Source organism: Natrialbaceae archaeon AArc-T1-2, assembly GCF_030273315.1.
Taxonomy (GTDB): domain Archaea; phylum Halobacteriota; class Halobacteria; order Halobacteriales; family Natrialbaceae; genus Tc-Br11-E2g1.
On record NZ_CP127174.1, the window covers coordinates 642,977 to 667,580 of the forward strand.

Consider the following 24,604-nt stretch of genomic DNA (forward strand, 5'->3'; position numbering starts at 1 on the left):
CGCTATAGTAGGCGTTAGAAGTAATTGCTCACTTCTGGAAGCGAGAGTTGATCAATAGCGGTATCAATCGCTGTTGTGAGCTCGTTGAGTGAGTCAAAGAAGCGATTGCTGAGTGCTGCTTGGAGTTGTCTCCAGCACTCTTCGACCGGATTTAGCTCAGGTGAATACGCTGGCAACGTCACGAAGGCGAGGTCGTCACGGGCCGCCAGGTCCGTGACGGCCGACGCCCGAAAATATGGCGCTCCATCCAACACAATAATCAAGTCATCTTCGAACTCTTGGCATAACGCAAGAATGAAATGTTTTGCGTGATCGGCGGTAACGTACTCTTCAAATCGAGAGAAAAAGCGATCACCGTCCTCGGTGATCGCGCCTAAGAGACACGTCCAGTCGCGTTGTCCGGACAATTCAACAGACGGTCGCGTGCCGCGAGGAAACCACGCGGCACGCGGCTCAACTTGGACGGATTTCTTGGTTTGATCGATACAGACTACTGTGGCGTCCATTTCCCGCCGCTTTTTTTGAGTTCCTCGCGGAACGTTTCTTGGTCCTCAGCATCTGATTCGGCGGCTGTACGGCGTGGTTTTTGGAAGCTCAATCCCGCTTCTTTGAGCAACCGCCGGCAGCTTGGGATTGAGTACTCGACATCGTAGGTCTCGGCGAGATGCTGCTGGACAAGCGCCGGCGTCCACGCCGGCGCGTCAAAGCCAACTTCTTCAGGAGACCTGTGGACTGTTTCTTCGAACTCTTGTTGCTCTTTTTCTGAGAGTTTTCGCTTTCTTCCAGACCGATGAGCATCAGTAACGGCCTGCTCAAGCGACTCGTCAGTGTCGAGTCGCTTGAGCCAACTATAGATTGTTCGCCGGCCGGTGTTATGCCACTCGGCTAGTTCGGTCTGCGTAACGCCGTTTTTGTACGCAATTGCCGCTAACAGCCGTTGTGTCGGCTTCCTTCCCTCGACGTTGTCGAGTGCGTCGTGAAGTTCTTCGACGGAGATATCGTCGAGATGATCCATTAGAAGTAGCAACAATCTATGGGCAGAAAATTCTAACGGTTACTATAGAACTACCGGTACAGGTACGCGAGCCAGGCGAACGTAACGATCAGCGCGAGAAGTAGCGTTCCCCAGCCGGCGAGCTCCATCGGAAGTTCGGTTTCCGTCTCGAGAGCCACGTAGAGTAGTTCGTTCATGGTCGGCGGTGAGTGCCCGCCCCTCTTAACGTTTCAGAAACGCCGTCGCCGTGAGCTCGACGGTCGGTCCGACGTCGGCGTCGTTGTCCCTCAGTTTTAGGCCTTGCGGTGCGTATCGCCACCAATGAACGTCGTCGACGCGTTAGACGCCTCGGCCGGAACGCTCTGTGTCGTCGGCGCGGGCGGGAAGAAGACGACTCTCTACGCGCTCGCAGGTCGCCTCGAGCGGGCCGTGCTCACGGCGACGGTCCGGATCCCGATATTCGATCCCCACGTCTCGTCCGTCCGGGTGACGACGGAGCCGGCGACGACGCTCGAGAACCTCGAGGCGGGATCGTTCCCGCTCGGACTCGTTCCAGAACGAGAGGGCGAGGACCGCTATCGCGGCTACGACACCGGGACGATAGACGACATCACGGCCGCACACGACGGCCCCGTGCTCGTGAAAGCCGACGGCGCGCGAACGCGGGAGTTCAAGGCACCGAACGATCGCGAGCCACAGTTGCCGACGACGACGGACGTCGTCATCCCCATCGCGAGCGCTCACGCCGTCGGCCAGCCGCTGTCGGCGGCCGTCGTCCACCGCCCCGAACGTGTCGCCGCGATCACCGACCTCGAGGTCGGCGATCCGATTACGCCGACGGCGGTCGGGACGGTACTGGCGAGCGAGCGGGGCGGATTGAAACGCGTGCCGGCGGACGCGACGGCGATTCCGCTGATCAACAAGGTCGACGACGGCGACGACGAGGCCGTCGCACGCGAGATTGCAGCCGCGGTCCACGACCGGACCGACGTGCCACGGGTCGTGGTGGCCCGGATGGCAGACGCCGAGGTCGTCGGCGTGGTGTAACACGTTTATACCCTTCCCACCGGATACGGACGTATGAGCGACCCCTCCAGTTCCAGCACGGAGCCACCCGACGAGAGCGACGTCTTCACGTACAACGGCGGGCGAGTCGATCCGGGCGAGTCGGCGAACATCCGCTACGGCATCAGCGAGACGTACCTCGGCGATCCGGTTCGGATCCCGGTGACCGTCGTCAACGGCGAGCGTCCGGGACCGACGGTCTTTCTCTCCGCGGCGGCCCACGGCGACGAGCTAAACGGCATCGAGGTCGTCCGCGAGGTCGCTCACGACTGGGACCACTCGATCCTGCACGGAACCCTCGTCTGTCTTCCCGTCATGAACGTCCCCGGCTTTCTGGCCCAGGAGCGATACCTGCCGATATACGACCGGGACCTCAACCGCTCGTTTCCCGGCCGGGAGGGATCGACGAGCGCGCGTCGGATGGCCCACCGGATCTTCACGAACTTCATCGAACCCTGTGACTTCGGGCTCGACTTTCATACCTCCACACGTGGTCGAACGAACATGCTTCACGTCCGGGCGAACATGGACGACTCAGCGGTTGCTCGCGTCGCCAACGCGTTCAGTTCGAACGTCATCATCGGCGGCGAGGGCCCGTCGGGAACGCTCCGGCGCGAAGCGACCGACGCCGGAATTCCGACGATCACGATCGAGATGGGAAAGGCCCACCGCTTCCAGCGCGCGCTCATCGACCGCGCGCTCACCGGCGTCGCGAGCGTCCTCGCCGAGTTTGGCCTCCACCGCGATTCCGCGGTGTACTGGCCCGGCTGGCGGACCGTCATCGACGACGCGGACGAGAAGACGTGGCTGCGCGCGGACGCGGGGGGTATCGTCGACATGAAACGCGGCCGCGGCGAACTCGTCCGCGAGGGCGAGGTCATCTGTGCCATCACGAACCCGTTCAAGGAAGACGACGACATCGTCACCGTCGAGGCGCCGTTTACGGGGCTGATCGTCGGCGTCCTCGAGAACCCCGTCGTCTACCCCGGCAATCCGCTCTGTCACCTCGTCGGCCTCGAGGACGACACCTTACACGCACTCGAGCGCGAACTTCGGGACGACGAACCGGGCTCGAGATCGTTGAGCCGCCGAACTGGAGCGTAAATATACTCCTCATGCGCTCTCGAGACGGCTACGGCGACAATAGCGTCGATAGGCGCAGCGAGCGCCAAAAGTAACTTCTATACCCTCGCGGTCCAACCCTCGGGCTGAGAACATGAGCCAGTCTTACAATCGCGGTCTCATCGAGGACTTCGGCCGCTGGAAGGAGTTCTCGGCCGGGATGTGGGCGTGGATTTTCCACAAGTTTACCGGGTGGATGCTCATCGGCTACCTGTTCACCCACATCGCCGTGCTGAGCACTGCCATTCCGGCGGCTGCAGGCGAGACGATGATGCTCGCTGGAGAAGAGGTCAACGTCTACACCGGAACGATTCAGGGTCTCGAGAGCCTCTTTATCATCCGGGTGCTCGAGGTCGGACTGCTCGCGGTCGCAGTCTTTCATATCCTGAACGGGGTTCGCCTGCTGATGGTCGACCTCGGCATCGGTCTCGACTCACAGGACAGAAGCTTCTATGCGTCGTTGATCCTCACGGCCATCATTACGGTCGCGAGCGTGCCGACGTTCATGCACGGGGTGGGCCTGTAATGGCTGAACGCTACTCCTCGTTCGTGCCCGGCGGTACCGGCTGGTTGCTCCAGCGCGTCACAGCGGCGTTTCTCGTCGTCGTGCTCGCGTTTCACTTCTTCCAGCTACACTTCGTCAACCACGCGGCGGAGGTCACGTTCGCCGGCACGCAGGCCCGCATGGATAACCTCGGCTACTTCCTGACGATGGTGTTGTTCCTGATCGCTGGCGCGTTCCACGGGATAAACGGCGTCTACAACGCCCTCGTCAACCAGGGCCTGTCTGGAACCCCAAAGAAAGTCGTACTCGCAGTCCTTACTCTCGCAGGCATCGCGCTCGTCGTTCAAGGAACCTGGGTTGCACTCGTCATGGCGGGGATGATCTAACATGAGTACACAACAACAAGAGCCCGAAACGCAAGAGGCACCGACAGACCAGGAGATGAAAGGAGAGCGCTCTCCCCAGCAAGAACGGCTCAAGCGAAAGCAAGAAGACAAGGCCGAACGAGAGAAGACGGCCGACGCGGACGAACTCGAGGGCGACACCGTCCACCTGAAGGTCTTCCGGTACGACCCCGAGGTCGCAGAGAAACAGGAACCGCGTTTCGACGACTTTCACGTTCCGTTCGAGAAGGGGATGACGGTGCTCGACGCCGTCATGTACGCGCGGGACACCTACGATTCCTCGCTCACCTTCCGACACTCCTGTCGGCAGGCCGTCTGTGGCTCTGACGCCTTCTTCATCAACGGCAAGCAGCGACTGGCGTGTAAGACCCAGATCAGCGACTTAGCACAGCCGGTCCGGGTCGAGCCGCTGCCCCACCAAGAGGTCGTCAAAGACCTCGTCGTGGACATGGACCACTTCTACGACCAGATGCACGCCGTCGAGCCGTACTTCCAGTCCGAGGACTTCCCGGCAGACGAAGAACAACGCCAGAGTCGGGAGAACCGCGAGAAGATCAAGATGTCCTCGCGGTGTATCTGGTGTGGTGCGTGTATGTCCTCGTGTAACATCGCCGCGGGCGACAACCAGTATCTGGGTCCGGCGGCGATCAACAAGGCCTACAAGTTCGCGATGGACGATCGCGAAGAGGAGGAACTCAAAGAGCACCGACTCCGCATCTTAGAGCAGGAACACGGCGTCTGGCGCTGTCAGACTCAGTTCTCCTGTACCGAGGTGTGCCCGAAAGACATCCCGCTCACCGAGCACATCCAGGAGCTCAAGCGTGAAGCGGTCAAGAAGAACCTGAAATTCTGGTAACAACAATGTACGAACACGACGTCATCGTGGTCGGCGCAGGCGGCGCCGGCCTCCGGGCTGCTGTCGCAGCGCACGAAGCGGGAGCGGACGTAGGGATGGTCACGAAACTCCACCCGGTCCGCAGTCACACCGGGGCCGCCGAGGGTGGTATCAACGCCGCACTCCGGGAGGGCGACGAGTGGGAGCTACACGCCTACGACACCATGAAGGGGTCGGACTACCTCGGCGACGCGCCCGCGATCGAGACCCTCGCCCAGGACGCTCCCGAGGAAGTGATGAACCTCGAACACTGGGGAATGCCCTTCTCGCGCGAGGAGGACGGGAGAGTCTCCCAGCGGCCATTCGGCGGCCTCTCGTTCCCGCGGACTACCTACGCGGGTGCCGAGACCGGTCACCACCTGCTGCACACGATGTACGAGCAGGTCGTCAAACGCGGCATCGAGGTCTACGACGAGTGGTTCGTGACCCAACTCGCCGTCACCGACGAACCCGACCCGAACGACCGGGACTGTCACGGCGTCGTCGCCTACGACGTCCAGACCGGCCAGATCGAGGGCTTCAAGGCTCGCAACGGCGTCATCCTGGCGACCGGCCCTCTCGGACAGGCGTTCGATCACACCACAAACGCCGTCTCCTGTACCGGCGACGGGCAGGCGATGGCCTACCGGGCAGGCGTTCCGCTCGAGGACATGGAGTTCATCCAGTTCCACCCGACCTCGCTGCCCTCCACCGGTGTGCTGATCTCCGAGGGCGTCCGTGGCGAAGGTGGCATCCTCTACAACAACGACGGCGAGCGGTTCATGTTCGAGTACGGCTACGCGAACAACGAGGGTGAACTCGCCTCTCGTGACGTCGTCGCCCGTGCCGAACTCACCGAGGTCAACGAGGGACGCGGCGTCGACGACGAGTACGTCAACCTCGACATGCGCCACTTAGGCGAAGAACGTATCCTCGATCGGTTGGAGAACATCCTCCACCTCGCGGAGGACTTCGAGGGCGTCGACGGGCTCGTCGAGCCGATGCCGGTCAAGCCCGGCCAACACTACGCGATGGGCGGCATCGAGGTCGACGAGAACGGTCAGACCTGTATCGACGGCCTCTACGCCGCCGGTGAGTGCGCCTGCGTCTCCGTCCACGGCGCGAACCGGCTGGGCGGCAACGCGTTGCCCGAACTGATCGTCTTCGGCAAGCGCGCCGGCTACCACGCCGCCGGCGAGGACTTAGGCGAGCCCGAGATCGAGACGGGCTACACCGAGGGCGTCGACGAAGACGACACCGACCTCCCCGTCACACCCGGTGAAGCCGGCATCGACCCCGCAGCCGGCGACGTCGCCGCCGACGGCTCCGGACAGATCGCCGACGCCGACGCCGCCATCGAACGCGCCGTCGAAGCCGAACGCGACCGCGTCGAGTCCCTGCTCGCGAAAGACGACGGCGTCAAACACTCCGAAGTCCGAGCGAAGCTGCAGCAGGCGATGACCGACTACGTGAACGTCTTCCGGACGGGCGAGGGCATCGAGAAGGCCCTCGAAGCCATCCGTGAGTGTCGCGAGATGTACCAGGACGTCTACGTCAACGATCCGTCCCGGACGTTCAACACCGACCTCCAGCAGACGATCGAGACGCGCAACCTGATCGACGTCGCCGAGACAATCGCACTCGGCGCGCTGGTTCGCAACGAGTTCCGGGGCGCACACTGGCGACAGGAAAACCAGATCCGCGACGACGAGAACTGGCTCAAACACACCCTGATCTCCTGGAACGGCGGCAAGCCGTCGATCTGGTACCGCCCCGTCATCCTCGAGGGCGAAGAGAAGGCCTACGAGCCCAAAGTGCGCAGCTACTGATCGCGCGACCCCTTTTCTAGAGACCGAGCGCCTCGAGCAGGTCGACGCCCACGTCGAGGTAGTCGACGACTTTGTACCCCAGGTAGATGCCGACGATCCCCATGACTCCCGGCAGCTCCGGCGGCGCCGGGATCGGGATCTGGAGGAACCTGAACAGGGCACCGGTGAGCAGTCCGGTGAGGAGCGCGAGAACGGTAAGCTGTGTGGACATTGGTAGTGAGTGTCCGGTGTGAGTACAAAAACGATGTGACGCGGACCCTCACTATCGTTGCGCCTATTCGACGATCGACGCCACGGCTGTCGACGAAGCGTGAGAGCGCGTGCGGCGTCGACGCCGCCGAGACGCGGCCGTCGTCTCGGTAGCTAACCGCCGTCGCGTCGGTCGAATTTCGACGTTCGTTGAAAGATGATTTTATTATCGTCGAAACACTCTCGTCGAACGACTATGGCAACACGACAGGATACGACAGTATCGGTGCCGGATGCGATCGCGTCACCGCAGGCAAAGCTCGTGTACCTGTATCTCGCCGTTCGTGGCGAAGCGACCGCCGACGAGATCTGTGCCGACCTCGGGCTCAAGAAGGGGACAATGCTCTCGATTGCCAGGTCACTCCGAAGTCGTGGCTACGTCGAACGGCGGGACGGGTACACCGTCGTCGATGGGGCGTCGTCGTTATAACTCGATCCGTTCGACGAGCTGATCGCGGTTCTCGTTCGTGTTGACCGCGACGATCCGGATCAGATCCTCGAGCCCCGACCCCTTGAGCTTGGCCTTCAGCAGGTTGTCAACCTGGTAGACGCCCGCGGCGTTCGTCATCTCGATTTCGACCATGACGGGTCGGCTCTCGCCTTCGTGCAGCGAGACGCGAGAGATCGCCTGACTCGAGAGTGTATTAATGCCGCGACCACCCTGTTCGTAGGGGATCCGCGACCGACCGCGTTCCATGTCCAAGGCGTCGGCGACGCGGATGACGCCTGCCTCGGTCGTCAAGGGCGTCTCGGCGGTGTGATGACAGAGGATCGCGTGAAGCACCTCGCCTTTCACGCGAACCCTGTCGGCGACGTCGTAGAACTCGGGGAGGATGCGACCGAGGATATCCGCAGCGAGCGGGATCGAGTAGTAGGCGTGTTGGTCGCGGTGGACGACGTGGCCGACGTCGTGTAACACTGCAGCGAGTGCGACGATCACCGCCTCGTCTTCCTCGGCGAGGCCCTGCTGGCGAGCGCCGTTGAAATCGACATTGCCGGCTTTGAGCAGGTCGTAGAGACAGAGCGCTCGGTTGCGGACGATCTCGATGTGTTTCGGCCCGTGGTCGTTGTACCCCTTGCGATCGACCGCGTTGACGTTCTGGGCTTCGAGGTAGGCTGCGATCTCCTCGTCGGCGTCGAGGTACTCGAGGACCTCGTGGAGCTTCTCGTCGGGGAAATGGTGGTCGTCGTCGGGAGAGTAGACACGGCGCGCACCGCTCGTCTCGGAATCGCCCATACTCGATTCCTCGAGAGCAGGACCAAAAAGCGCTCCGCCGAACTCGTCCGAGGTCGCTGTCGTCCGTCGATCGTCGACAGTCGACGTCCGTATCCCGTATCAGGCGACGTCAGCGACGGCCTCCTCGACCTCGTCGTAGTCGGGTTCGACGCCGGGGTCGTCACTGACCCACGAGTAGGTGATCGTTCCGTCGTCGTCGACGACGAAGACGGATCGTTTCGCGACGCCGTAGACGCCGAGGCCGTCGAAGTCCATCCGGACGCCGTAGTCGTCGATGATCTCCTTTTCGAAGTCACTGACGAGGCCGAACTCGAGGTCGTTCTGATCACGGAACTCGTTGAGCGAGAACGGCGAGTCGACGCTGACGCCGTAGACGGTCGCCTCGAGGTTCCGGAACGAAGCGAGCCGATCTTGGAAGGTACACATCTCGTCCGTACAGACGCTCGTGAACGCGCCGGGGAAAAACGCGAGTACGATCGGACCCTCTTCTGCGAGTCGGTTCGACAGTGTCAGCTGTTCTACGTCGCCGTTTGCAAGCGGTGCGGTGAAGTCAGGCGCGGTGTCTCCGGTTGTGGGCATCGGGCGTCTCTTTCCGACACGGCAAAAAGACAGTTTCGCTCGCAAGGTGTTTGACCGAATACCGTTTCGCGATCAATGAACGAAGCGGTCCGTCGACAAATAGTCCTCGAGAGAGAACGTACGACATCTTTGTGGCGGAGTTTGAATATGCTTGGTCCGGTTTCTAATCTGGAGGTGGTTCACTTGGGAGACGAAAGCCGCGCGATGGCCGTCTGTGAGAACTGTAGCTCGGCGTACGCCGCGAAGATCGTAGGAGAGAATCGAATCCGCCCGATCGGGCGAGATACTTGCTCGTGCGGCTCTAGCGATTTTCGGGCCCTCGAGTGATCGGTGTCGTCCGCACGGTACCGACCCTTATGTATTGGGTCCAACATTCACGCTAGATATGATTTCATTCGTTCGTGCGTTTATTCGATGTACATATCAGAAATATATTTGTGTTTTCCCGAGCGTCTCCTCGTATGGCTCTACTGATCCGTAACGCAATCCCGTTTTTCATCGCCATCGCCATCGTGGCCGCGGGGGTTGTCGTATATCTCGAGCTAGTTGATCTCATCCTTGAGCTGTACCCGTAGTCTCCCGACACCTCGCTCGTCGACGCCAGCCACCGAGTAGGGTCGACGCCCGATCACGTTGATGCTCCCTGCTGGCACCCGAAACTGATGCGGATGGGTTCGAATCTTGGGACGGACGTCAATTCTCGGTGACACACTCCGCGCCGTTCACGGTGCGGTTCTCTCACTGTTGGGATAGACATTCGCGTGAACTTGAGTGGTTGAGCGGTCCAAAAAGGTTATAATTGCCAGCGGGTAAGCCACGCATAGAGATGGTAGCCGAAATCGCACCGCTGTTCATCCCCGGTGCACCCGGGGGTCCGGAACTCCTGATCATCCTCTTCATCGCCATTTTGCTCTTCGGGGCGAACAAGATCCCGAAGCTGGCTCGCTCGACCGGCGAGGCCATGGGCGAATTCCAGAAGGGGCGTGAGAAGGTCGAAACGGAACTCGAAGAAATGCGCGAGACGGGCGAGTACGACGAGGTCGACGACGAAGACGAAAGCGACTTCGTCGACACCGAACCCGTAACGAGTGACGACGAGGTCGAGACCGAGACCGACACCGAGACGGAATCGAACTGAATTTTTCCCGGGCGTGTGGCCTAGCGGAGAGGGCAGGAGGTTCCTAACCTTCTGATCGCGGGTTCGAATCCCGTCACGCCCGTTCACCCGCGAACGACAGTGAGCGGTGTGAACGGCACTGCGGGATTCGAACCAGGGAGTGGAGCAACGCGGAACGACCGTGGTTCGAATCCCGTCACGCCCTCGAGCACGTTGCCGGTCTCGTTCGAGACCACCGCCGACAAATGTAATTCAAATAATATATGATGTCGGTCTCACATCGTCACTCCTGGAATTGACGCGATAGCGGGACTCGAGCCGGGCACGAGATTATCAGATGTGGTAATAGCTGGATGAAGTTTTTGAGGTGTGGTCGACTGGTGGCACGCAATGGCTATTGATGAGGCCGACCAGACTGATGCCGGGCGGTTCTCCGACACCGTGGTGTCAGGTGCTGAGTCGGATGGACGGACCCACGAGCCGATACGCGGCTCCGACGTGCGCGTCGGCGACTACACGTGGGCAGATTTTATGGCGGAGCATGGGTACGACGACGACGTATCCGAACTCTATCCTCACGCTGACGACGATCCGGACGGTTCCGAGACCGGAAGCGACGACCCGACGGCGGACCCATCCAGTCCCGACTGGGACGGCGTCGAGTTCGATCCGACGGCGTATCTCGGCGTCCACCCCGACGAGCTCTCGGAGCTGCTCTCGAGCGTCGTCCGTGACGCGACCGATCTCCGGAACCGCGTCCGTGAGGTTGCCGGTCCCGAAGCGGTACCGGTTCGAAAGGGCGTCTACACCTGGGAAGACTACGAACGGGAGTACGTCGACGACGGGGCACTCGAGGAGTTAGACCGGGAAGCGGCGCTCGGTTTCGATCCGGACGCGATCGAAGACTACCTCGAACACGGCGACACCGCCGCGACGAAACTCGAGGCGATCGTCGAGGAACGGACCGTCGACGTCCGCGAGGAACTCGGCGAAGACGACTTCTTCTCGACCGTAGACGGCCACACGACGGTGACGAATCGGTACGACCTCGAGAAGGCTGTGCCGATGAAAAAGAAGCGCCACTTCCGCGAGGAGGAGCGATACTGGGTGAACAAACCCTACTCGTTCGTCATCATCTTCCACTCGGAGAAAGAAAACGAGAAGAAGTACTACCTGATCGAACCGACGTTGACCGAGATCGAAAGCGAGTTACAGGAGTTTCTGTCGGGCAAACTCCGGACGACGATCAAGTACTCGGACGAAGGGGTCAAAGAGAGTACCGACCAGGAGAGCAAACGGACGGTCATCGAGAACGAGACGCGCCGCCTGTTGAAACGGTACAGTCTGTTCGAGCAGCCGTCCGGACGTGACAGCGGGTTGTTCTCGAGCAACGACGACGGTGGGCTGTTCTCGAGAGGCGGGTCGGATGCCGCCGGTAGTGATGACGAGGGCGGACTGCTCTCGAGAAACAACTCGAGTACCGACGGTGGACTGCTCTCGCGCAGTGACGAGGGCGGACTGCTCGAGTCGCTGAAGACGTTGCTCGACGATGACGACGACACCGGGGACGACGACGGAGACGAGCCGGACGACACGAGCGAGACGGACCGCGAGCTCGATGGAATCGAGGCCCGTCCCGAGCCGGCCGTCCTCGAGGAGGACGCCGACACCCTGACCGAGTACCAGGTCGAGAAGCTGTTGTACTACCTCAAGCGGAATTTCATCGGCTACGAGCGGATCGACGGGATCAAACACGACATCAACGTCGAGGACATCTCGTGTGACGGGTACAACTCGCCGGTGTTCGTCTATCACTCGGAGTACGAACAGATCATCACCAACGTCTTCCACGGAAAAGAAGAACTCGACGACTTCGTCGTCAAACTCGCCCAGCGATCGGGCAAGGGAATCAGCAAACGGCTCCCGCAGGTTGACGCGACCCTTCCCGACGGTTCGCGTGCACAGCTTACGCTCGGTCCGGAGGTCTCGGACCACGGGACGAACTACACGATCCGTCAGTTCAAAGACGTCCCGTTCACGCCGGTCGATCTCATCAACTGGAACACGTTCAGCTTAGAGGAGATGGCGTTTCTCTGGCTCTGTATCGAGAACCACAAGAGCCTGATTTTCGCCGGCGGGACGGCCTCGGGAAAGACGACCAGCCTGAACGCCGTCTCGCTGTTCATCCCGAGCAACACGAAGATCGTCTCGATCGAGGACACCCGCGAGGTCGAGTTGCCACAGCGAAACTGGATCGCAAGCGTCACCCGGCCTTCCTTCTCCGACGACGATCAGGGCGACGTCGACGAGTTCGACTTACTCGAGGCCGCACTGCGCCAGCGTCCCGACTACATCGTCATGGGTGAGATCCGTGGCGAGGAGGGGCGAACGGCGTTTCAGGTCATGTCGACGGGGCACACCACGTACACGACGTTCCACGCCGACTCCGTCGACGAAGTCCTCAAACGATTCACGACTGACCCGATCAACGTCTCGAAGACGATGTTCACTGCCCTGGATCTGGTTTCGATCCAGACCCAGACGCGGGTCCAGGGTAACAAGGTCCGTCGGAACAAGTCGCTGACAGAGATCAACCACTACGAGGCAGAAAACGACGAGATCAACGTCCAGGACGTCTACCAGTGGCAGGCCGAAACCGACGAGTTCCTCAAGATGGGTGACTCGAATACGCTGGATACGATCCAGTTCGACCGCGGCTGGAGCCGCGAGCGCCTCGAAAACGAGATTTTCAAGCGCAAGGCCATCCTCGCATATCTCATCAAGAACGGACTCAACACGTACGCAGAAGTCGCCGCGACTGTCCAGGCGTTTATCAACGACCCCGAAACGATCCTCACGCTCATCGCCAACGATCAACTCGAGGAGAGTCTCGCGGATCTCCGGGAGATGGAAAGCGTTCTGATCGACGTCGACCAGGAGAAAGAAGCGCTCGTTCCACGACCCGATCCCACCGACGAGACGTACAACCTCTCCGTCGACATTCTCGAGCGAGCCGAGACGGAACTGCTCGAGGAGTACCGCGGGAAGGTTCCAAGCGGGCTAAGCAGCGCACTCGGTGACGTCGACGAAGCGGGAACGATCGAAGTCGATCGAGCCGATCCCGACGACGTCAGCTTCGGCGGCGACGTGGACGATGCCGCCGACGACCTCGAGTGGGACCGAGACGACGATGCAGCCAGCTTCTCGAGCGAAGGGGACGACAGCGAGGCGATGCCGTCGTGGCTCGACGAATCAGATTCGGGTAGCGACGACGGTGTGATGGCGAGTACGTCGACCGACGTGGAACCGGAATCGGAACCACCGGCACTCGAGGGAAGACGAGACGAGAGAACTGCAACGACACAACCGTCCGACGAAACGGGTGAGGCGTCGAATCCGGCAGCCGAGTTCGAGCCGGCGACGGCCGAAGCCGACGCGTCGACCGGTTCAGACGACGGGCCGGAGCCAACTGACGCTCGAGTCGCAGATGATCCCGATGACGGTACGACGCTCGATTTCGAGGCGGAGGCCGCTTCGTCGGAATCCGGGCGGGACGGCACGACGGACGCAGACGACGAGTTCGACGGGCTGTTCCAGGATATGGGGCGTGCGCTCGAGGAGATCGAGCGCGCCGACGCCGAGGCGACAGGCGAACAGCGAGAGAGCGATCCGTCATCCGCCGAGGCGGAACTGGAGACGATTTTCGACGACGAATCGGTCGACTCGATGGAGGTCGAGACGAGCGATTCGATTTTCGCAACCGAAGGCACGGACGACGCTCGAAGGTCCGAAGTGGACGGCGACCCGTCGGAGACGGACCCGACCGATACGCCGTCCGACGACGAGACGACTGACGACCGATCCGGAGCAGACGGGGACGATCCGGAGCCGGTCTTCGAGACCGCGTCGGGAATCTTTGGTGACGAGGAAGAAGGAAGCGACGACACCGACGACGGGGCCGAATCGACCGGCGCTGGGTCTGACGATCGGGGTGAGTAAGACGATATGAGTCTGAAAGTGCGAGACGAGACCGAAAGCAACGTAGGGGCCGGATCCGATCCGCTCGGCGAGAGTTTTTATCCGCTCTATACCCTGCTGTTCGACGAAAACAGCGGATTCGTCACCGACGTCAAGCGGAAACTCGCCCAGTCCCGAATGACTGACACGGTCGAGATCTACCTCTCGCGGGCGCTCGGTATCGGCGTCATCTCCGGGCTCTTGCTCTGGATTCTCGGGGTGTTGCTCGGGTACGGCATCTTCGTCGCGTTGGACCTCGTCAGCGTCGAGACGCTGGTCGGGATGCCGGTTCAAAACGAGGCGCTCATCGCCTTCTTCGATCTGGTCCGGATCCCGGCGCTGGTCTTCGGAGTGGGACTGGTGTTGGGAACGATCGGATTTTTACTCGGGTTCGGGGTGTTGGTCGCTGTCCCGTACTCGCGGGCGTCGGCTCGCAAACGCGAGATCAACATGCTGCTTACCGACTCGGTGTCGTTCATGTACGCACTTGCGGTCGGCGGTCTCAACCAGCTCGAGATCCTCGAGGCGATGGCCGACGCCGAAGACACCTACGGCGAGGTCTCGAAGGAGTTTCAAAACATCGTCCAGGAGACGGAGTACTTCGATATCGACTACCGGACGGCGATCCGCAAACAGGCCCTCGAGACCCCAAGCGACGAGCTCGCCCAGTTCCTGACCGACATGCTCTCGATCATCAACAGCGGCGGCGACATGGAGAGCTTCCTCGAGGACAAGAAAGAAAAGCACATGCGGACGGCAAAGCAGGAACAGGAGACGACACTCGACACGCTCGAGCTGTTCGGCGAGATGTACATGACGCTGTCGCTGTTTCCACTCTTGCTCATCATCCTCATGGTCATCATGCAGATCATGCCCGACGTCGACGTCTCGTCGATGATGCTGTATCTGGTCGTCTACGCGCTGATCCCGCTGACGGGGATCGGCTTTATCGTCATGGTTTCGACCGTCAAACACGACGAGCCGGGCGACGGGTTCCTCTCACGAAACGGCGACGATCGGTACGCCCAACGTGCTGCCGATCGCGGGCTTCTCGATCTCGGTCTCGTCGAGGCGTTTACCGGCGAGTACACCGTCTTCGACCGGATCAAAAAGAAGGAAGGGACCCACGAGACGATCGCCGTCCTCCGTCGACCACACGTCTTCTTCCGTGACAACCCGACGTACACCCTCGGGCTGACGGTTCCGACGGCACTCGTCGTCGTCGTCGTGGCGATGGCAGACGGCTCGGCACCGACGTCGTGGAGCGGATTCATCGAGCGGCCGGTCTGGTCGACGGTGATCTACTTCTACGTCCCGCTGTATCTCATCACGGTCCCACTCGCCGTCTTCCGGGAGTGGAACGTTCGCTCGCGAACGTCGATCACCAACACGCTGTCGGAAGACCTCCGGAAGCTCTCGAGTGCGAACGACACCGGACAGACGTTACTCGAGTCGCTGAAATCGACCGCGGACACCTCGAGTGGCAAACTCGCCACCGAGTTCGAGGAGATGCACACGAAGGTCAACTACGGGATGAGCCTCGGCGAGGCGATGGTCGAGTTCAACAACAAGTACCACATCCCACGGCTGGCCCGGACGGTCAAGCTCATCACCAAGGCACAGGAGGCCTCGAACGAGATTTCGGACGTCCTCCGGACGGCCGCGGCCGCAAGCGAGAACCACGACGACATCGTCCGGGATCGGAAGACGCGGACGATGATGCAAGTCGTCATCATCGTCATGTCATTTCTGACGATGCTCGCGGTGATCGCGATTCTCCAGACGCAGTTCATCGACACGATGGCCGGGATGCAACCGGAAAACGGTGGCGGCGGTGACGAGGCCGGTCTCGAACTCGAGATCGACACCAACGAGCTGTCGTTACTGTTTTTCCACGCCGTGACGCTTCAGGCGGTGCTGGCGGGCTTTATCAGCGGCTACATCCGGGATGCGGATCTGCTGAGTGGGCTGAAGTACGCGATCGTGCTGGCGACGATCGCACTCGTCACCTGGAGTATGGTGGGCTAACATGTGTCGGGACCGACCTCAGACACCGATCTCGATCGGCGACCGCGGCCAGACGACCCAGGACTTCGCCGTCGGGATCGGCATCTTCCTGCTCGCACTCGCCTTCGCCTTTTCGTTCATCCCGACGTTCATGACGCCGTTCGAGACGCCGGTCGGCGGCGGTGAGACCGAACAGGCGGATCGGATCGCGGCGACGATCGTCGACGACCTCTCGGTGGCCGATTCCGAGCGTCCGAATCACGTGGCCGGTGACGACCTCGAGGAGTACGAGGACAAAAACAGCAGCGAACTGGCGGACGATACCGTCCTCGGATCGGAGTTGCGAACGACCGAGGACAACGGCGACACCGTCGCGATCGATCGCGTGAACGTCACGCTGACGTCACTCGACGGAGAGGAAGTGGTGAATTCGACTGACGACAACTATCACGAGGACCTCCCGAGTTCGAGTGCCTCACGGATCGTCACCGTCGAGGACGAGGACGGAGACATCGTGGACGGCTGTGAACCGGCCTGTCGGCTCACCGTGAGGATCTGGTAACTATGCGAGGCAACAATTCCGATCGAGGGCAGGCGTACACGCTCGAGGGACTCATCGGCGGGATGGTCGTCCTGATGGCGGTGTTGCTGTCCCTGCAGGCGGTGGTGATCACGCCGACGACCGGCGGGACGATCGACCGGACGATCCAGGCCCAGCAACAACAGGAGGTACAGGATTCCCTGCTCGTCGCCAGCCACGCCGACGAGGCGGAGAACCTGACGCTTTCGGAGACGATCCGGTACTGGGAGAACGCGTCGGACGATTCGGCAATCGCCTTCGAAAACGAGAGTGACCTCCCGCAGGGCGTCTACGATCCGGAGGGCTTCGAGAACGAGTCGGTACTCGGTGAGGTGCTCGGCGAACGATTCGCCGAAGGCGACGGGCGCAACTACAACGTCGAACTGGTCTACCAGAACGAGAGCGAGCGCGTCCCCGCCGACGAGCGCATCCACCTCGTCTACCAGGGCCAACCGGACACGAACGCCTTCACCGCGAGCACGGTCGTGACGCTGTACGAAGACCAGCATCTGACGGGCAACAACGAGACTGCCATGACACTCGCAGACGTCGACGAGAAATACGAGAACGGCGACTACGAGGAGATACCGGTCCCCAACGACGGCGACGGTGACGTCTACAACGTCGTGGAGGTGCGGGTGGTCGTATGGTAAGCGACCTCTCCAACCGAGATCGCGACCGCGGCCAGTTGATCCTCATCGGCGGGATCACCCTCGCGTTCGTCATTCTCGGCATCGTCGTCGTCTTCAACGGCGTGTTGTTCACCCAGACGATGGCCTCGAGTTCGACGACGGAGACGACGGACGTCGAGGTCGCCGAGTACGAGATCAGACAGAGCGTGCAAGGGACGGTCCAGCGGACGAACCTGGACGACGGGAGCGATCTGACTGATGCTGAAGAGCGATTAGTACCGCCGTATCGGAACGCAACGGTCGGTGATCGGCCATCGATAGTGGACGTTACGGAAGTCGAAATCGATGAAGACGCGCAGTGGTATCGGTCGACGCTCGAAGAGGGTGAGGTCTTCAACGCCACGGATGATCACGAGGATCGAACCGAACAGCATGTCGGTCGCTTCGCGCTACTGATCGACACGGACGACGACGGCGATCTAACCTTCAGCGTAGACGGCGAAGATGTCGATGTCGAACACGATAACGAGCAAATAGATATCGTGACCGGTTGTGAACTCGAGTACGAGGATCAGGACGTCGTCGAGATCGACTTCGTCGCCGGAACGACGAACGCGTCGGAGTTAGATGGTGACTGTGATGACCTCGATCTGATCGATCCATCCGACGAAATTGAGACGATCGAATTCGATGACGATACTGACGATATCGGCATGTACGAAATCGTCGCGAAGGGTAATGGCGACCTCACACCGGACATCGGTGGCGACGACGCAGTGTGGCAAGCCGACGTCACCTACCAGTACGACTCGAGCGACGTCACTGCCGAACGAGAAATCACGGTCGACATCTACGGTGATCGACGATGAGACGACGAGACGACCGGGCGGTGTCGATTGCAATCACGCACGTCCTGACGATCGCGGTGACGACGATCGTGCTGGCCGGACTGTTGATGGGTGCCAGCACGGTGCTCGACAGGGAACAGACACGGAGCGGCGAGCAGTCCCTCGAGACGATCGGCGAGCGGCTGGCGACCGAACTCGAGGACGTGGATCGGCTGGCAGACGACTCCGATGACAACACCGTCACCGTCTACGCCGAGCACCCGGAGACGGTGTCGGGATCGTCGTACACGGTCGAGGTGGCCGAAGACGACGACTGTGGTGAGTTGATCGACGGGGAGTGTCTGCGACTGACCGCACACGGCGGCGGGGCGGTCGCCACCGTGCCGGTGGACACCGAGGCGGAGCTCGACCCCGACAGCAGTGCAAGCGGTGGGACGATGAACGTGAGTTACACCGGCGACGAGATCACGATACGGAGTGAGTCGCGATGAGAGAGCAGTCGTTCGGAGACGACGAGCGTGCCGTCAGCGAGGTGATCTCGTTCGTGATGGTGTTCGGTATCATTATCGGCTCGGTCGCCGTCCTCTCGCTCGTCGGCTTCCAGCTGGTCGAAGACTACCAGGAGAACGAACAGCTCCAGAACGCCGAACGCGGGATGACCTCCCTGGCGGCGAACGTCGACGACGTGGTCCGGTACGACACGATCGACGAACGCTCGAGCGAGCTCGCGCTCCGGGAGGGACGGGTCGTCACCGGCGACGACGGAACGAGGCTGAACGTGACCGTCGGCGACGAGGAGGTGTTCAACGACACGCTTGGCACCTTCAGGTACGAACTCGACGGGCGGGCGATCGCGTACGACGGCGGTGGCGTGTTCCGGGCCGAAGAGAGCGGGAACGTCTCGATTTCCCAGCCCCCGATTCGGTGTGACGAGGACGTGGCCGTCGTCTCGCTGGTCGTCCTCGAAGCCGACGACCGGACCCTCCAGAGCGACGAGGTGCAGGAGTTCACGGTCAGAGAGAACGAAACCGAGGTGCACAGGACGCTCGAGGACGACGTGACCGTGAACGTCACCGTCGAGGACACCGCATACGAGACGGGCTGGGAGACAGTCCTCGGCCACGAGAACGACGACGTGGGCTGGGAGTGGGACGACGACGACACCGGCTCCTGTGACGTCGACCGCGCGACGATACGAATCGTCGCAGCCGAACTCGAGTACTGACGCCCGCTATCTCGTCTGTCCCGACCACGCACCGGTCAGCATCGCTCGCAGACCGGCTCGCTCGACCAGCGCGAGAATTCGGTCGGCCCGATCCGTGCTGTCCCCGCCGGCGTCGAGATAGAGTCCGTTCGATAGCTCTCGTGGCGACTCCATCGGTGAGCCGTCGGCACACACCGGCTCGTCGTTGAGAACGGTTCCCTCATCGTCGTCGGATCGGAAGGGAACGTCGAGCCCGGAGAGACCGCGGTCGAACAGAAATTCGACGGCGTGGACCAGCGCGGCGTCTGACTGTGCGTGGCCGATCGCTCCGATCGATCCTCGCTCGTTGAAAAATCGGACGACGTACTCTTCGCCTTCGTCGGCGTCTCCGGCCGACCGATCGGCGGCCGGATCGGACGCGGCGTCTCCTTCCCGGTCGACCGTCGACGGATCGGCGAACTCGAGGACCGTCTCCTGGCCGTCTGCAGCGGGCGACCCGTCTGCCGAAGTTGAACCGTCGATCGCGGGCGGACTGTCGACGAGCGACACGACGAGGTGATCGAGAAACCGCTCGGTCGACACACGACAGACGTCGTCGTACCGATCACCGGCGATCGCGGTGAGGTCGTCGACGATCGACGCCTCGAGGTCGGATCGACGGACAGCGATTCGGCGGGCCGCGAGTTCTCCCGTCTCCCCCTCGAGGCGGCGGCTCGTGGCCGTCCGGCTGACGGGTGCGAGGTCGTCTTCGCGGTCGGCGATCGACGTGAGCGGACACGTGAGGTGGTCGGCGTCGTCGGCACCGTCGACGAGTACCAGCTGGCGGCCGTTGGTGTACAGCGTCCGGTCGACACCGGTTCGTGCCATCGCCTTCTGAAGTCGTCTCGCCCGTTCGACGTCGAGGTCGTCGGGGTAGGCCTCGACGGCGACGAAAAGCGCCGGTGTCGAATCGACGCCGAGAACGTACTCGAGTCGCGCATCAGCGATAGTCGTATCGGTGAAACAGCTATCTGCGTGTACGTCCCATCCCAGCGCTTCGAGTAGCGGATCGACGAGCCACGATCGGGTCTCCAGGAACGACGTCGGCGGAGACGCATCGACCAGCACGCGAATGCGGTCGACGAACGAACGGAGGTCGAGACGGTCCATACAGCCAATATGTCTCGACTGCGTTAAGTAGATCTCGAAAGGTATTAGATGTAAGACATGTATATTCTCAATACTGATAACTGTAGGTGAGGATTTATTGCTGGAGAGAACCGCCATCGGGCGTATGTTAGGCCCGTTCCGCAGAATCATACCGAAACTCATACGACGTAGATATGCGTTAAAATTTATTATAGCGATACTGATAATTGGGGTCGCAGTCGGGGCGATCGGCTACGTGGGAACAGCACAGCTCGCGACAGAGGTCGAAGAACAGACGCACGATTACCAGACCGAGCTCGCCGGAACGGAGGCCGAAAACGTCCAGAACCACCACGAGCGGAACCTCCTGGTTACCGACATCATCGCGATGTCCGATCCGCTCGAGCCGAGCGACGACCACGACGAGTACGTCGAGGAAGCTCGGAGTTTCCTCGAAACCGAACAGAGCCGACACGCCGATACGACTCATATCCATCTCATCGATACGTCAGAGGAGCACGTTCTGGCAAGTACTGCCGATGAGATAGACGATGAGCAGTTCGGGACGCTCGATGCGACGTGGACGGAGCCAGACCAGCTCCCACAGCGAAGCGATTCGTACTTTATCGACGTCTACGAGAATCACGACGGAGACGCCGTCGCAGCGTACGCTCGACCAGTGCCGGACGAAGACGGCGTCCAGCTGATGAGTGATCGACTCGTCGTCTACACGGTCGATTTCGACGCGTACGCCGAACACCTAACCGATGAGGACGGGGAGATCGCGTACCTGGTCGACACTGCCGACGAGCGCGTTCTCATGGATCCGACCGGTACCTCGACGTTCGAGAGCTACGAACACAGCGAGGTGGTCAGAGACGGTGCCGGCGTCGATACCGTCGAGATCGGCACCCCAGATGGCTCACTCGCCGACTCGATCAGGTGGGCGAACGAGGGCGACAGATACGAAGACGGCGAGTATCTCGCGTCCCACGCCATCGTTCCCGGTGTCGATAACTGGTATGTGGTCGTCCATACGCCTCAGGACGAGGCATACGGCCTGATTTACACCGTTCGGGAGTGGGGCATGTACGGTTCCGTCGCGGGCCTACTTCTCGTCGTTCTCGTCGGCGGCATCATCGGACGGAACACGTCTAAATCGATCAATCGGCTCCGGAGCAGGGCGGAACGCATGGCCGACGGCGACCTCAACGTCGAGTTGGAGACGAACCGAATCGACAGCATCGGTCAGCTCTACGACGACTTTGCGACGATGCGTGACTCCTTGCGAGAACAGATCCACGAGGCACAACAGGCTCGCCAGGAGGCAGAACAGGCACGCGAGGAGACCGAGCGAGTCAACCGCCAGCTCGAGGCGAAAGCCGACGAGTACAGCGAGGTGATGCAGACCTGTGCCGACGGCGATTTCACCGCCCGGATGAGCCCCGACGCGGACAACGAGGCCATGGCGGACATCGCCGAAGAGTTCAACGAGATGGTCGCCGAGATCGAAGAGACGACCGAGCGGATCAAAGCGTTCGCACGCGAGGTCGCGACCGCCTCCGAGCAGGTCACGGCGAGTTCCGAGGAGGTCAGATCGGCCTCCGAGCAGGTCACCGAGTCCGTCCAGGAGATCTCCGCCGGAGCCGACGAGCAGAACGAGCACCTCCAGTCGGTCACCCACGAGATGAACGGGCTCTCGACGACGATCCAGCAGATCGCCGCCTCCTCGAACGAGGTCGCAGAGATCGCCGCAAAGACCGCCGACGCCGGCGACCAGGGTCGAGAGGCGGCCCAGGACGCCATCGAGGGGATGCGCGAGATCGAAACCGAATCCGACGCCGCCGTCGAGGAGTTCGAACGCCTCGAAGCGGAGATCGAACAGATCGACGACCTCCTCGAGTTCATCACCGAGGTCGCCGAGCAGACCAACATGCTGGCGCTGAACGCGAACATCGAGGCGGCTCGCTCCGGCGGCTCCGACGAGGGGTTCTCGGTGGTCGCCGGCGAGGTCAAAGAACTCGCCGAGGAGACCAAAGCCGCCGCCGAGGACATCGACGACCGCCTGGCGCGCATCCAGCGCCAGAGCGAGCGGACGGCATCGGAGATCCGGGCCACGAGCGAGCACGTCTCCGAGCACGCGACGTCGGTCGAACGCGCCGTCGACGCACTCGAGGACATCGCCAAGTACGCAGCCGAAACCAACACCGGCGTCCAGGAGATCTCGGCGGCGAGCGAACAGCAAGCGGCCTCGACCCAGCAGGTCGTCGCGATGGTCGACGAGGCCGCGACGATCGCCGAAGAGACGACCGCCGAAAGCGAAACCGTCGCCGCCGCCGCCGAAGAACAGACCACGGCGCTGACGGACGTCTCACAGAGCGCAGACGAACTCGCCGACCGGGCCGTGCGACTCTCGGAGGCGCTCGACCGATTCGAAACCGATGTCGACGTCGATCGGACCGCCGACGAGTTGGATATCGACGCCACGACCGACGGGTTGGATCTCACAGCGCAGCCATTCGCGGCCAACGGTCCGGACGAGCGTGTGACTGTATCTGAGGACGAAGACGAGGACGCCCAAACGGCCGTCGACAGGACGACGCCCGGCGACGACGAGGAGCCGGCTTCCGCACTCGACAGACTCGAGCAGATACAGACAGACGAACAGGTCCTCGACGTCGAGACGGACGCGGAGCCGATGCCCGATACCGGTATCGGTGAGCGAGACTCGCCGGACGACGCCGGCGTCGAACTGGACGGCGAGTCGATGGGCAACGACGAGGGTGAGTCGCCTGCCGAGGTTGACTCGAGCGATGACAGAACGGGCCCGACCGAACTCGACGCTGGCACCGAGACGGAGGACGAGCCGACACCCGAAGAGAACGACGACGAGGACGACGTCTTCGCGTTCGAGGACACCTGAGAACGCCGCGCGGTCGCTGTTTTTCGTCGTATCGGGAAGTCGGCGTACGATCGAGTCTCGATCTGGCCCGGCTACGGCCGAGTATCACTGGAAAGCGGAGACATCGTACTCCGCAATCTCGACAGACCCACAGGACGGACACTCCCAGTCGGTCGGCTCGAGCATCGTTCCACAGTCCCGACACTCGTAGACGACGTCGTCGCCATCGACCAACCACCGCCGAACCGCGGTGGTGTATGACATACGTTCGTGCTTTCGAAGGCATCATGAAGGCTGTTCGGCCTTCACCTGCGCGTTGGCCAGTGCACGTGCATGTGACGACGATCACGTTACACTCGAGGTCCATCGACGGTGGGATCCGGTAGCTCGTACGTGACGTCGGTCAGTTCGCTCGAAATATTCCACAGCCGACGGGCCGTCTCCTCGTCGTAGGACCGGTCCGAAGAGGCCTGACGTTTGGGCGTGCCGCGCATGTTCATGAGTCCGCCGGGACCGTAGTACGCTCCCCCCTCGGCCTCCGGTGCCGTTGCAGCGTACAGCGTCGGTAACGCGCCCATCGAAGCAGACTGTGCGAGTACCGTATTCATCACCCACCTCGCCGCCTTCCGAAACCGACGTCCGCGCCGCTCGAGACCGCGAAACTGGAGTTGCGTATTCGCGTAGCCGGGGTGGACGGCGATGCTCGTTACATTCGCTCCGGCGGTGAGAAACCGGCGCTCGAGGTCGTACGCGAAGAGCACGTTCGCGAGCTTCGACTGGGCGTAGGCGTCCCACGCGTCGTACGCTCGCTCGCCGTGGAGGTCGTCGAAGTCGATTACCCCCCGCTCGTGCATGGCACTCGAGACGGTGACCACCCGCGAGTCGCGCTCGTCGTCGGGACGGAGATTCTCGAGCAACCGGCCCGTCAGCGCGAAGTGGCCGAGGTGGTTGACGCCGAACTGCGTCTCGAAGCCGTCTTCGGTCTCCGACCGGGGGATCGCCATCGTTCCGGCGTTGTTGATCAGTACGTCGATCGTTTCGTCGCCGAGACGATCTGCGAGCGATCGGATCGACTCGAGGTCTCCCAGATCGCACCGCTCGACGCGGAGGTCGGCGTCGGGGACCCCCTCACGAATATCCGTGACCGCTGCGTTGGCACGATCGACGCTCCGACAGGCCATGATCACCGTCGCACCGTTTCGCGCGAGCTCACGAGTGGTCTCGAGGCCGATTCCGCTGTTCGCTCCCGTCACGAGGTGTTTGCGTCCGCGTTGGTCGGGGACGTCGTCGGCTGTCCAGCCCATATCCGTC

The 24,604-nt window shown here is 61.8% G+C and carries 24 protein-coding genes and 1 tRNA gene; 17 read left to right on the top strand and 8 right to left on the bottom strand.

Annotated features, from left to right (window positions below):
- Positions 1 to 14 precede the first annotated feature (14 nt).
- Both QQ977_RS03255 and QQ977_RS03260 read right to left on the bottom strand, forming a co-directional pair.
- A protein-coding gene (locus QQ977_RS03255) for an IS630 family transposase (RefSeq protein WP_285926427.1) occupies positions 15 to 1,015 on the bottom strand; the annotation gives its coding sequence in 2 pieces (ribosomal slippage) (positions 15 to 523 and positions 523 to 1,015; 1,002 coding nt in all).
- A 50-nt stretch (positions 1,016 to 1,065) separates the two neighbouring features.
- Positions 1,066 to 1,191: a hypothetical protein gene (locus QQ977_RS03260; protein WP_285927502.1), complete on the bottom strand. Its 126-nt coding sequence runs from the start codon at positions 1,189 to 1,191 to the stop codon at positions 1,066 to 1,068.
- A gap of 124 nt (positions 1,192 to 1,315) precedes the next feature.
- Here QQ977_RS03260 and yqeC point away from each other — a divergent pair, with 124 nt between their 5' ends.
- The 6 genes from yqeC (at position 1,316) to QQ977_RS03290 (ending at position 6,793) form a co-directional block, all read left to right on the top strand.
- On the top strand, positions 1,316 to 2,041 hold the full coding sequence (gene yqeC / locus QQ977_RS03265; protein WP_285927503.1) for a selenium cofactor biosynthesis protein YqeC: 726 nt from the start codon (positions 1,316 to 1,318) through the stop codon (positions 2,039 to 2,041).
- Between the two features lie 33 nt (positions 2,042 to 2,074).
- Positions 2,075 to 3,163 carry a succinylglutamate desuccinylase/aspartoacylase family protein gene (locus tag QQ977_RS03270; RefSeq protein WP_285927504.1) on the top strand — a complete coding sequence of 363 codons (1,089 nt, stop codon included), beginning with the start codon at positions 2,075 to 2,077 and terminating at the stop codon, positions 3,161 to 3,163.
- A 112-nt stretch (positions 3,164 to 3,275) separates the two neighbouring features.
- Positions 3,276 to 3,707: a succinate dehydrogenase, cytochrome b556 subunit gene (gene sdhC, locus QQ977_RS03275; protein ID WP_285927505.1), complete on the top strand. Its 432-nt coding sequence runs from the start codon at positions 3,276 to 3,278 to the stop codon at positions 3,705 to 3,707.
- Positions 3,707 to 4,072 (top strand): succinate dehydrogenase, encoded by a 366-nt coding sequence (locus QQ977_RS03280; RefSeq protein WP_285927506.1) that lies wholly within the window; start codon positions 3,707 to 3,709, stop codon positions 4,070 to 4,072. Before sdhC ends, QQ977_RS03280 begins: the two co-directional genes overlap by 1 nt.
- 1 nt (position 4,073) lies before the next feature.
- Positions 4,074 to 4,946, top strand: coding sequence for a succinate dehydrogenase/fumarate reductase iron-sulfur subunit (locus QQ977_RS03285; protein ID WP_285927507.1), 873 nt, complete (start codon positions 4,074 to 4,076; stop codon positions 4,944 to 4,946).
- Positions 4,947 to 4,951: 5 nt separating this feature from the next.
- A complete protein-coding gene (locus QQ977_RS03290; RefSeq protein WP_285927509.1) occupies positions 4,952 to 6,793 on the top strand; it encodes an FAD-binding protein in 1,842 nt (613 codons plus the stop codon).
- 16 nt (positions 6,794 to 6,809) lie between these two features.
- Here the strand turns inward: QQ977_RS03290 and QQ977_RS03295 are convergent, their stop codons facing one another.
- Entirely contained in the window at positions 6,810 to 7,004 is a 195-nt protein-coding gene (locus QQ977_RS03295) for a XapX domain-containing protein (protein ID WP_285927510.1), read from the bottom strand.
- Between the two features lie 234 nt (positions 7,005 to 7,238).
- Here QQ977_RS03295 and QQ977_RS03300 point away from each other — a divergent pair, with 234 nt between their 5' ends.
- Positions 7,239 to 7,472: a helix-turn-helix domain-containing protein gene (locus tag QQ977_RS03300; RefSeq protein WP_285927511.1), complete on the top strand. Its 234-nt coding sequence runs from the start codon at positions 7,239 to 7,241 to the stop codon at positions 7,470 to 7,472.
- Here QQ977_RS03300 and QQ977_RS03305 read toward each other — a convergent pair.
- Positions 7,467 to 8,279, bottom strand: a complete 813-nt coding sequence (locus QQ977_RS03305) for an HD domain-containing protein (RefSeq protein ID WP_285927512.1) — start codon at positions 8,277 to 8,279, stop codon at positions 7,467 to 7,469. The two genes, QQ977_RS03300 and QQ977_RS03305, sit on opposite strands and share 6 nt — an antisense overlap.
- A gap of 99 nt (positions 8,280 to 8,378) precedes the next feature.
- Complete coding sequence (locus tag QQ977_RS03310) at positions 8,379 to 8,858, bottom strand: redoxin domain-containing protein (protein ID WP_285927514.1); 480 nt, start codon at positions 8,856 to 8,858, stop codon at positions 8,379 to 8,381.
- An 826-nt stretch (positions 8,859 to 9,684) separates the two neighbouring features.
- Between QQ977_RS03310 and tatA the strand changes: the two genes are divergently transcribed.
- The 9 genes from tatA to QQ977_RS03355 all read left to right on the top strand — a co-directional run bounded on the left by tatA (position 9,685) and on the right by QQ977_RS03355 (position 19,284).
- Complete coding sequence (gene tatA / locus QQ977_RS03315; protein ID WP_285927515.1) at positions 9,685 to 9,996, top strand: twin-arginine translocase TatA/TatE family subunit; 312 nt, start codon at positions 9,685 to 9,687, stop codon at positions 9,994 to 9,996.
- A gap of 9 nt (positions 9,997 to 10,005) precedes the next feature.
- Positions 10,006 to 10,078, top strand: a tRNA-Arg gene (locus tag QQ977_RS03320).
- Positions 10,079 to 10,365: 287 nt separating this feature from the next.
- On the top strand, positions 10,366 to 13,974 hold the full coding sequence (locus QQ977_RS03325) for an ATPase, T2SS/T4P/T4SS family (protein WP_285927516.1): 3,609 nt from the start codon (positions 10,366 to 10,368) through the stop codon (positions 13,972 to 13,974).
- A 6-nt stretch (positions 13,975 to 13,980) separates the two neighbouring features.
- Positions 13,981 to 16,020, top strand: coding sequence for a type II secretion system F family protein (locus tag QQ977_RS03330; protein ID WP_285927517.1), 2,040 nt, complete (start codon positions 13,981 to 13,983; stop codon positions 16,018 to 16,020).
- A gap of 1 nt (position 16,021) precedes the next feature.
- Positions 16,022 to 16,561 carry a DUF7287 family protein gene (locus tag QQ977_RS03335; RefSeq protein WP_285927518.1) on the top strand — a complete coding sequence of 180 codons (540 nt, stop codon included), beginning with the start codon at positions 16,022 to 16,024 and terminating at the stop codon, positions 16,559 to 16,561.
- 2 nt (positions 16,562 to 16,563) lie between these two features.
- Positions 16,564 to 17,232: a DUF7288 family protein gene (locus tag QQ977_RS03340; protein WP_285927519.1), complete on the top strand. Its 669-nt coding sequence runs from the start codon at positions 16,564 to 16,566 to the stop codon at positions 17,230 to 17,232.
- Positions 17,226 to 18,080, top strand: coding sequence for a hypothetical protein (locus tag QQ977_RS03345; protein WP_285927521.1), 855 nt, complete (start codon positions 17,226 to 17,228; stop codon positions 18,078 to 18,080). The genes QQ977_RS03340 and QQ977_RS03345 overlap by 7 nt, the downstream gene beginning before the upstream one ends.
- Positions 18,077 to 18,550: a DUF7266 family protein gene (locus QQ977_RS03350; RefSeq protein ID WP_285927522.1), complete on the top strand. Its 474-nt coding sequence runs from the start codon at positions 18,077 to 18,079 to the stop codon at positions 18,548 to 18,550. The genes QQ977_RS03345 and QQ977_RS03350 overlap by 4 nt, the downstream gene beginning before the upstream one ends.
- The gene (locus QQ977_RS03355) at positions 18,547 to 19,284 is read left to right on the top strand and encodes a DUF7289 family protein (protein ID WP_285927523.1); all 738 of its coding nucleotides are present in this window, start codon (positions 18,547 to 18,549) and stop codon (positions 19,282 to 19,284) included. Before QQ977_RS03350 ends, QQ977_RS03355 begins: the two co-directional genes overlap by 4 nt.
- Positions 19,285 to 19,290: 6 nt before the next feature.
- Here QQ977_RS03355 and QQ977_RS03360 read toward each other — a convergent pair whose 3' ends face one another.
- Positions 19,291 to 20,412, bottom strand: coding sequence for a hypothetical protein (locus QQ977_RS03360; protein WP_285927524.1), 1,122 nt, complete (start codon positions 20,410 to 20,412; stop codon positions 19,291 to 19,293).
- A gap of 235 nt (positions 20,413 to 20,647) precedes the next feature.
- Between QQ977_RS03360 and QQ977_RS03365 the strand changes: the two genes are divergently transcribed.
- A complete protein-coding gene (locus QQ977_RS03365; protein WP_285927525.1) occupies positions 20,648 to 23,314 on the top strand; it encodes a methyl-accepting chemotaxis protein in 2,667 nt (888 codons plus the stop codon).
- An 84-nt stretch (positions 23,315 to 23,398) separates the two neighbouring features.
- Here the strand turns inward: QQ977_RS03365 and QQ977_RS03370 are convergent, their stop codons facing one another.
- Together QQ977_RS03370 and QQ977_RS03375 are read right to left on the bottom strand one after the other, a co-directional pair.
- Complete coding sequence (locus QQ977_RS03370) at positions 23,399 to 23,557, bottom strand: hypothetical protein (protein ID WP_285927526.1); 159 nt, start codon at positions 23,555 to 23,557, stop codon at positions 23,399 to 23,401.
- Between the two features lie 86 nt (positions 23,558 to 23,643).
- Positions 23,644 to 24,597, bottom strand: coding sequence for an oxidoreductase (locus tag QQ977_RS03375; RefSeq protein WP_285927527.1), 954 nt, complete (start codon positions 24,595 to 24,597; stop codon positions 23,644 to 23,646).
- Positions 24,598 to 24,604 lie beyond the last annotated feature (7 nt).

Bases quoted from the DNA above. Each gene is read 5' to 3' on its own strand.
- QQ977_RS03260 (WP_285927502.1), bottom strand. From the start codon at position 1,191: ATGAACGAACTACTCTACGTGGCTCTCGAGACGGAAACCGAACTTCCG.
- yqeC (WP_285927503.1), top strand. From the start codon at position 1,316: ATGAACGTCGTCGACGCGTTAGACGCCTCGGCCGGAACGCTCTGTGTC.
- QQ977_RS03270 (WP_285927504.1), top strand. From the start codon at position 2,075: ATGAGCGACCCCTCCAGTTCCAGCACGGAGCCACCCGACGAGAGCGAC.
- sdhC (WP_285927505.1), top strand. From the start codon at position 3,276: ATGAGCCAGTCTTACAATCGCGGTCTCATCGAGGACTTCGGCCGCTGG.
- QQ977_RS03280 (WP_285927506.1), top strand. From the start codon at position 3,707: ATGGCTGAACGCTACTCCTCGTTCGTGCCCGGCGGTACCGGCTGGTTG.
- QQ977_RS03285 (WP_285927507.1), top strand. From the start codon at position 4,074: ATGAGTACACAACAACAAGAGCCCGAAACGCAAGAGGCACCGACAGAC.
- QQ977_RS03290 (WP_285927509.1), top strand. From the start codon at position 4,952: ATGTACGAACACGACGTCATCGTGGTCGGCGCAGGCGGCGCCGGCCTC.
- QQ977_RS03295 (WP_285927510.1), bottom strand. From the start codon at position 7,004: ATGTCCACACAGCTTACCGTTCTCGCGCTCCTCACCGGACTGCTCACC.
- QQ977_RS03300 (WP_285927511.1), top strand. From the start codon at position 7,239: ATGGCAACACGACAGGATACGACAGTATCGGTGCCGGATGCGATCGCG.
- QQ977_RS03305 (WP_285927512.1), bottom strand. From the start codon at position 8,279: ATGGGCGATTCCGAGACGAGCGGTGCGCGCCGTGTCTACTCTCCCGAC.
- QQ977_RS03310 (WP_285927514.1), bottom strand. From the start codon at position 8,858: ATGCCCACAACCGGAGACACCGCGCCTGACTTCACCGCACCGCTTGCA.
- tatA (WP_285927515.1), top strand. From the start codon at position 9,685: ATGGTAGCCGAAATCGCACCGCTGTTCATCCCCGGTGCACCCGGGGGT.
- QQ977_RS03325 (WP_285927516.1), top strand. From the start codon at position 10,366: ATGGCTATTGATGAGGCCGACCAGACTGATGCCGGGCGGTTCTCCGAC.
- QQ977_RS03330 (WP_285927517.1), top strand. From the start codon at position 13,981: ATGAGTCTGAAAGTGCGAGACGAGACCGAAAGCAACGTAGGGGCCGGA.
- QQ977_RS03335 (WP_285927518.1), top strand. From the start codon at position 16,022: ATGTGTCGGGACCGACCTCAGACACCGATCTCGATCGGCGACCGCGGC.
- QQ977_RS03340 (WP_285927519.1), top strand. From the start codon at position 16,564: ATGCGAGGCAACAATTCCGATCGAGGGCAGGCGTACACGCTCGAGGGA.
- QQ977_RS03345 (WP_285927521.1), top strand. From the start codon at position 17,226: ATGGTAAGCGACCTCTCCAACCGAGATCGCGACCGCGGCCAGTTGATC.
- QQ977_RS03350 (WP_285927522.1), top strand. From the start codon at position 18,077: ATGAGACGACGAGACGACCGGGCGGTGTCGATTGCAATCACGCACGTC.
- QQ977_RS03355 (WP_285927523.1), top strand. From the start codon at position 18,547: ATGAGAGAGCAGTCGTTCGGAGACGACGAGCGTGCCGTCAGCGAGGTG.
- QQ977_RS03360 (WP_285927524.1), bottom strand. From the start codon at position 20,412: ATGGACCGTCTCGACCTCCGTTCGTTCGTCGACCGCATTCGCGTGCTG.
- QQ977_RS03370 (WP_285927526.1), bottom strand. From the start codon at position 23,557: ATGTCATACACCACCGCGGTTCGGCGGTGGTTGGTCGATGGCGACGAC.
- QQ977_RS03375 (WP_285927527.1), bottom strand. From the start codon at position 24,597: ATGGGCTGGACAGCCGACGACGTCCCCGACCAACGCGGACGCAAACAC.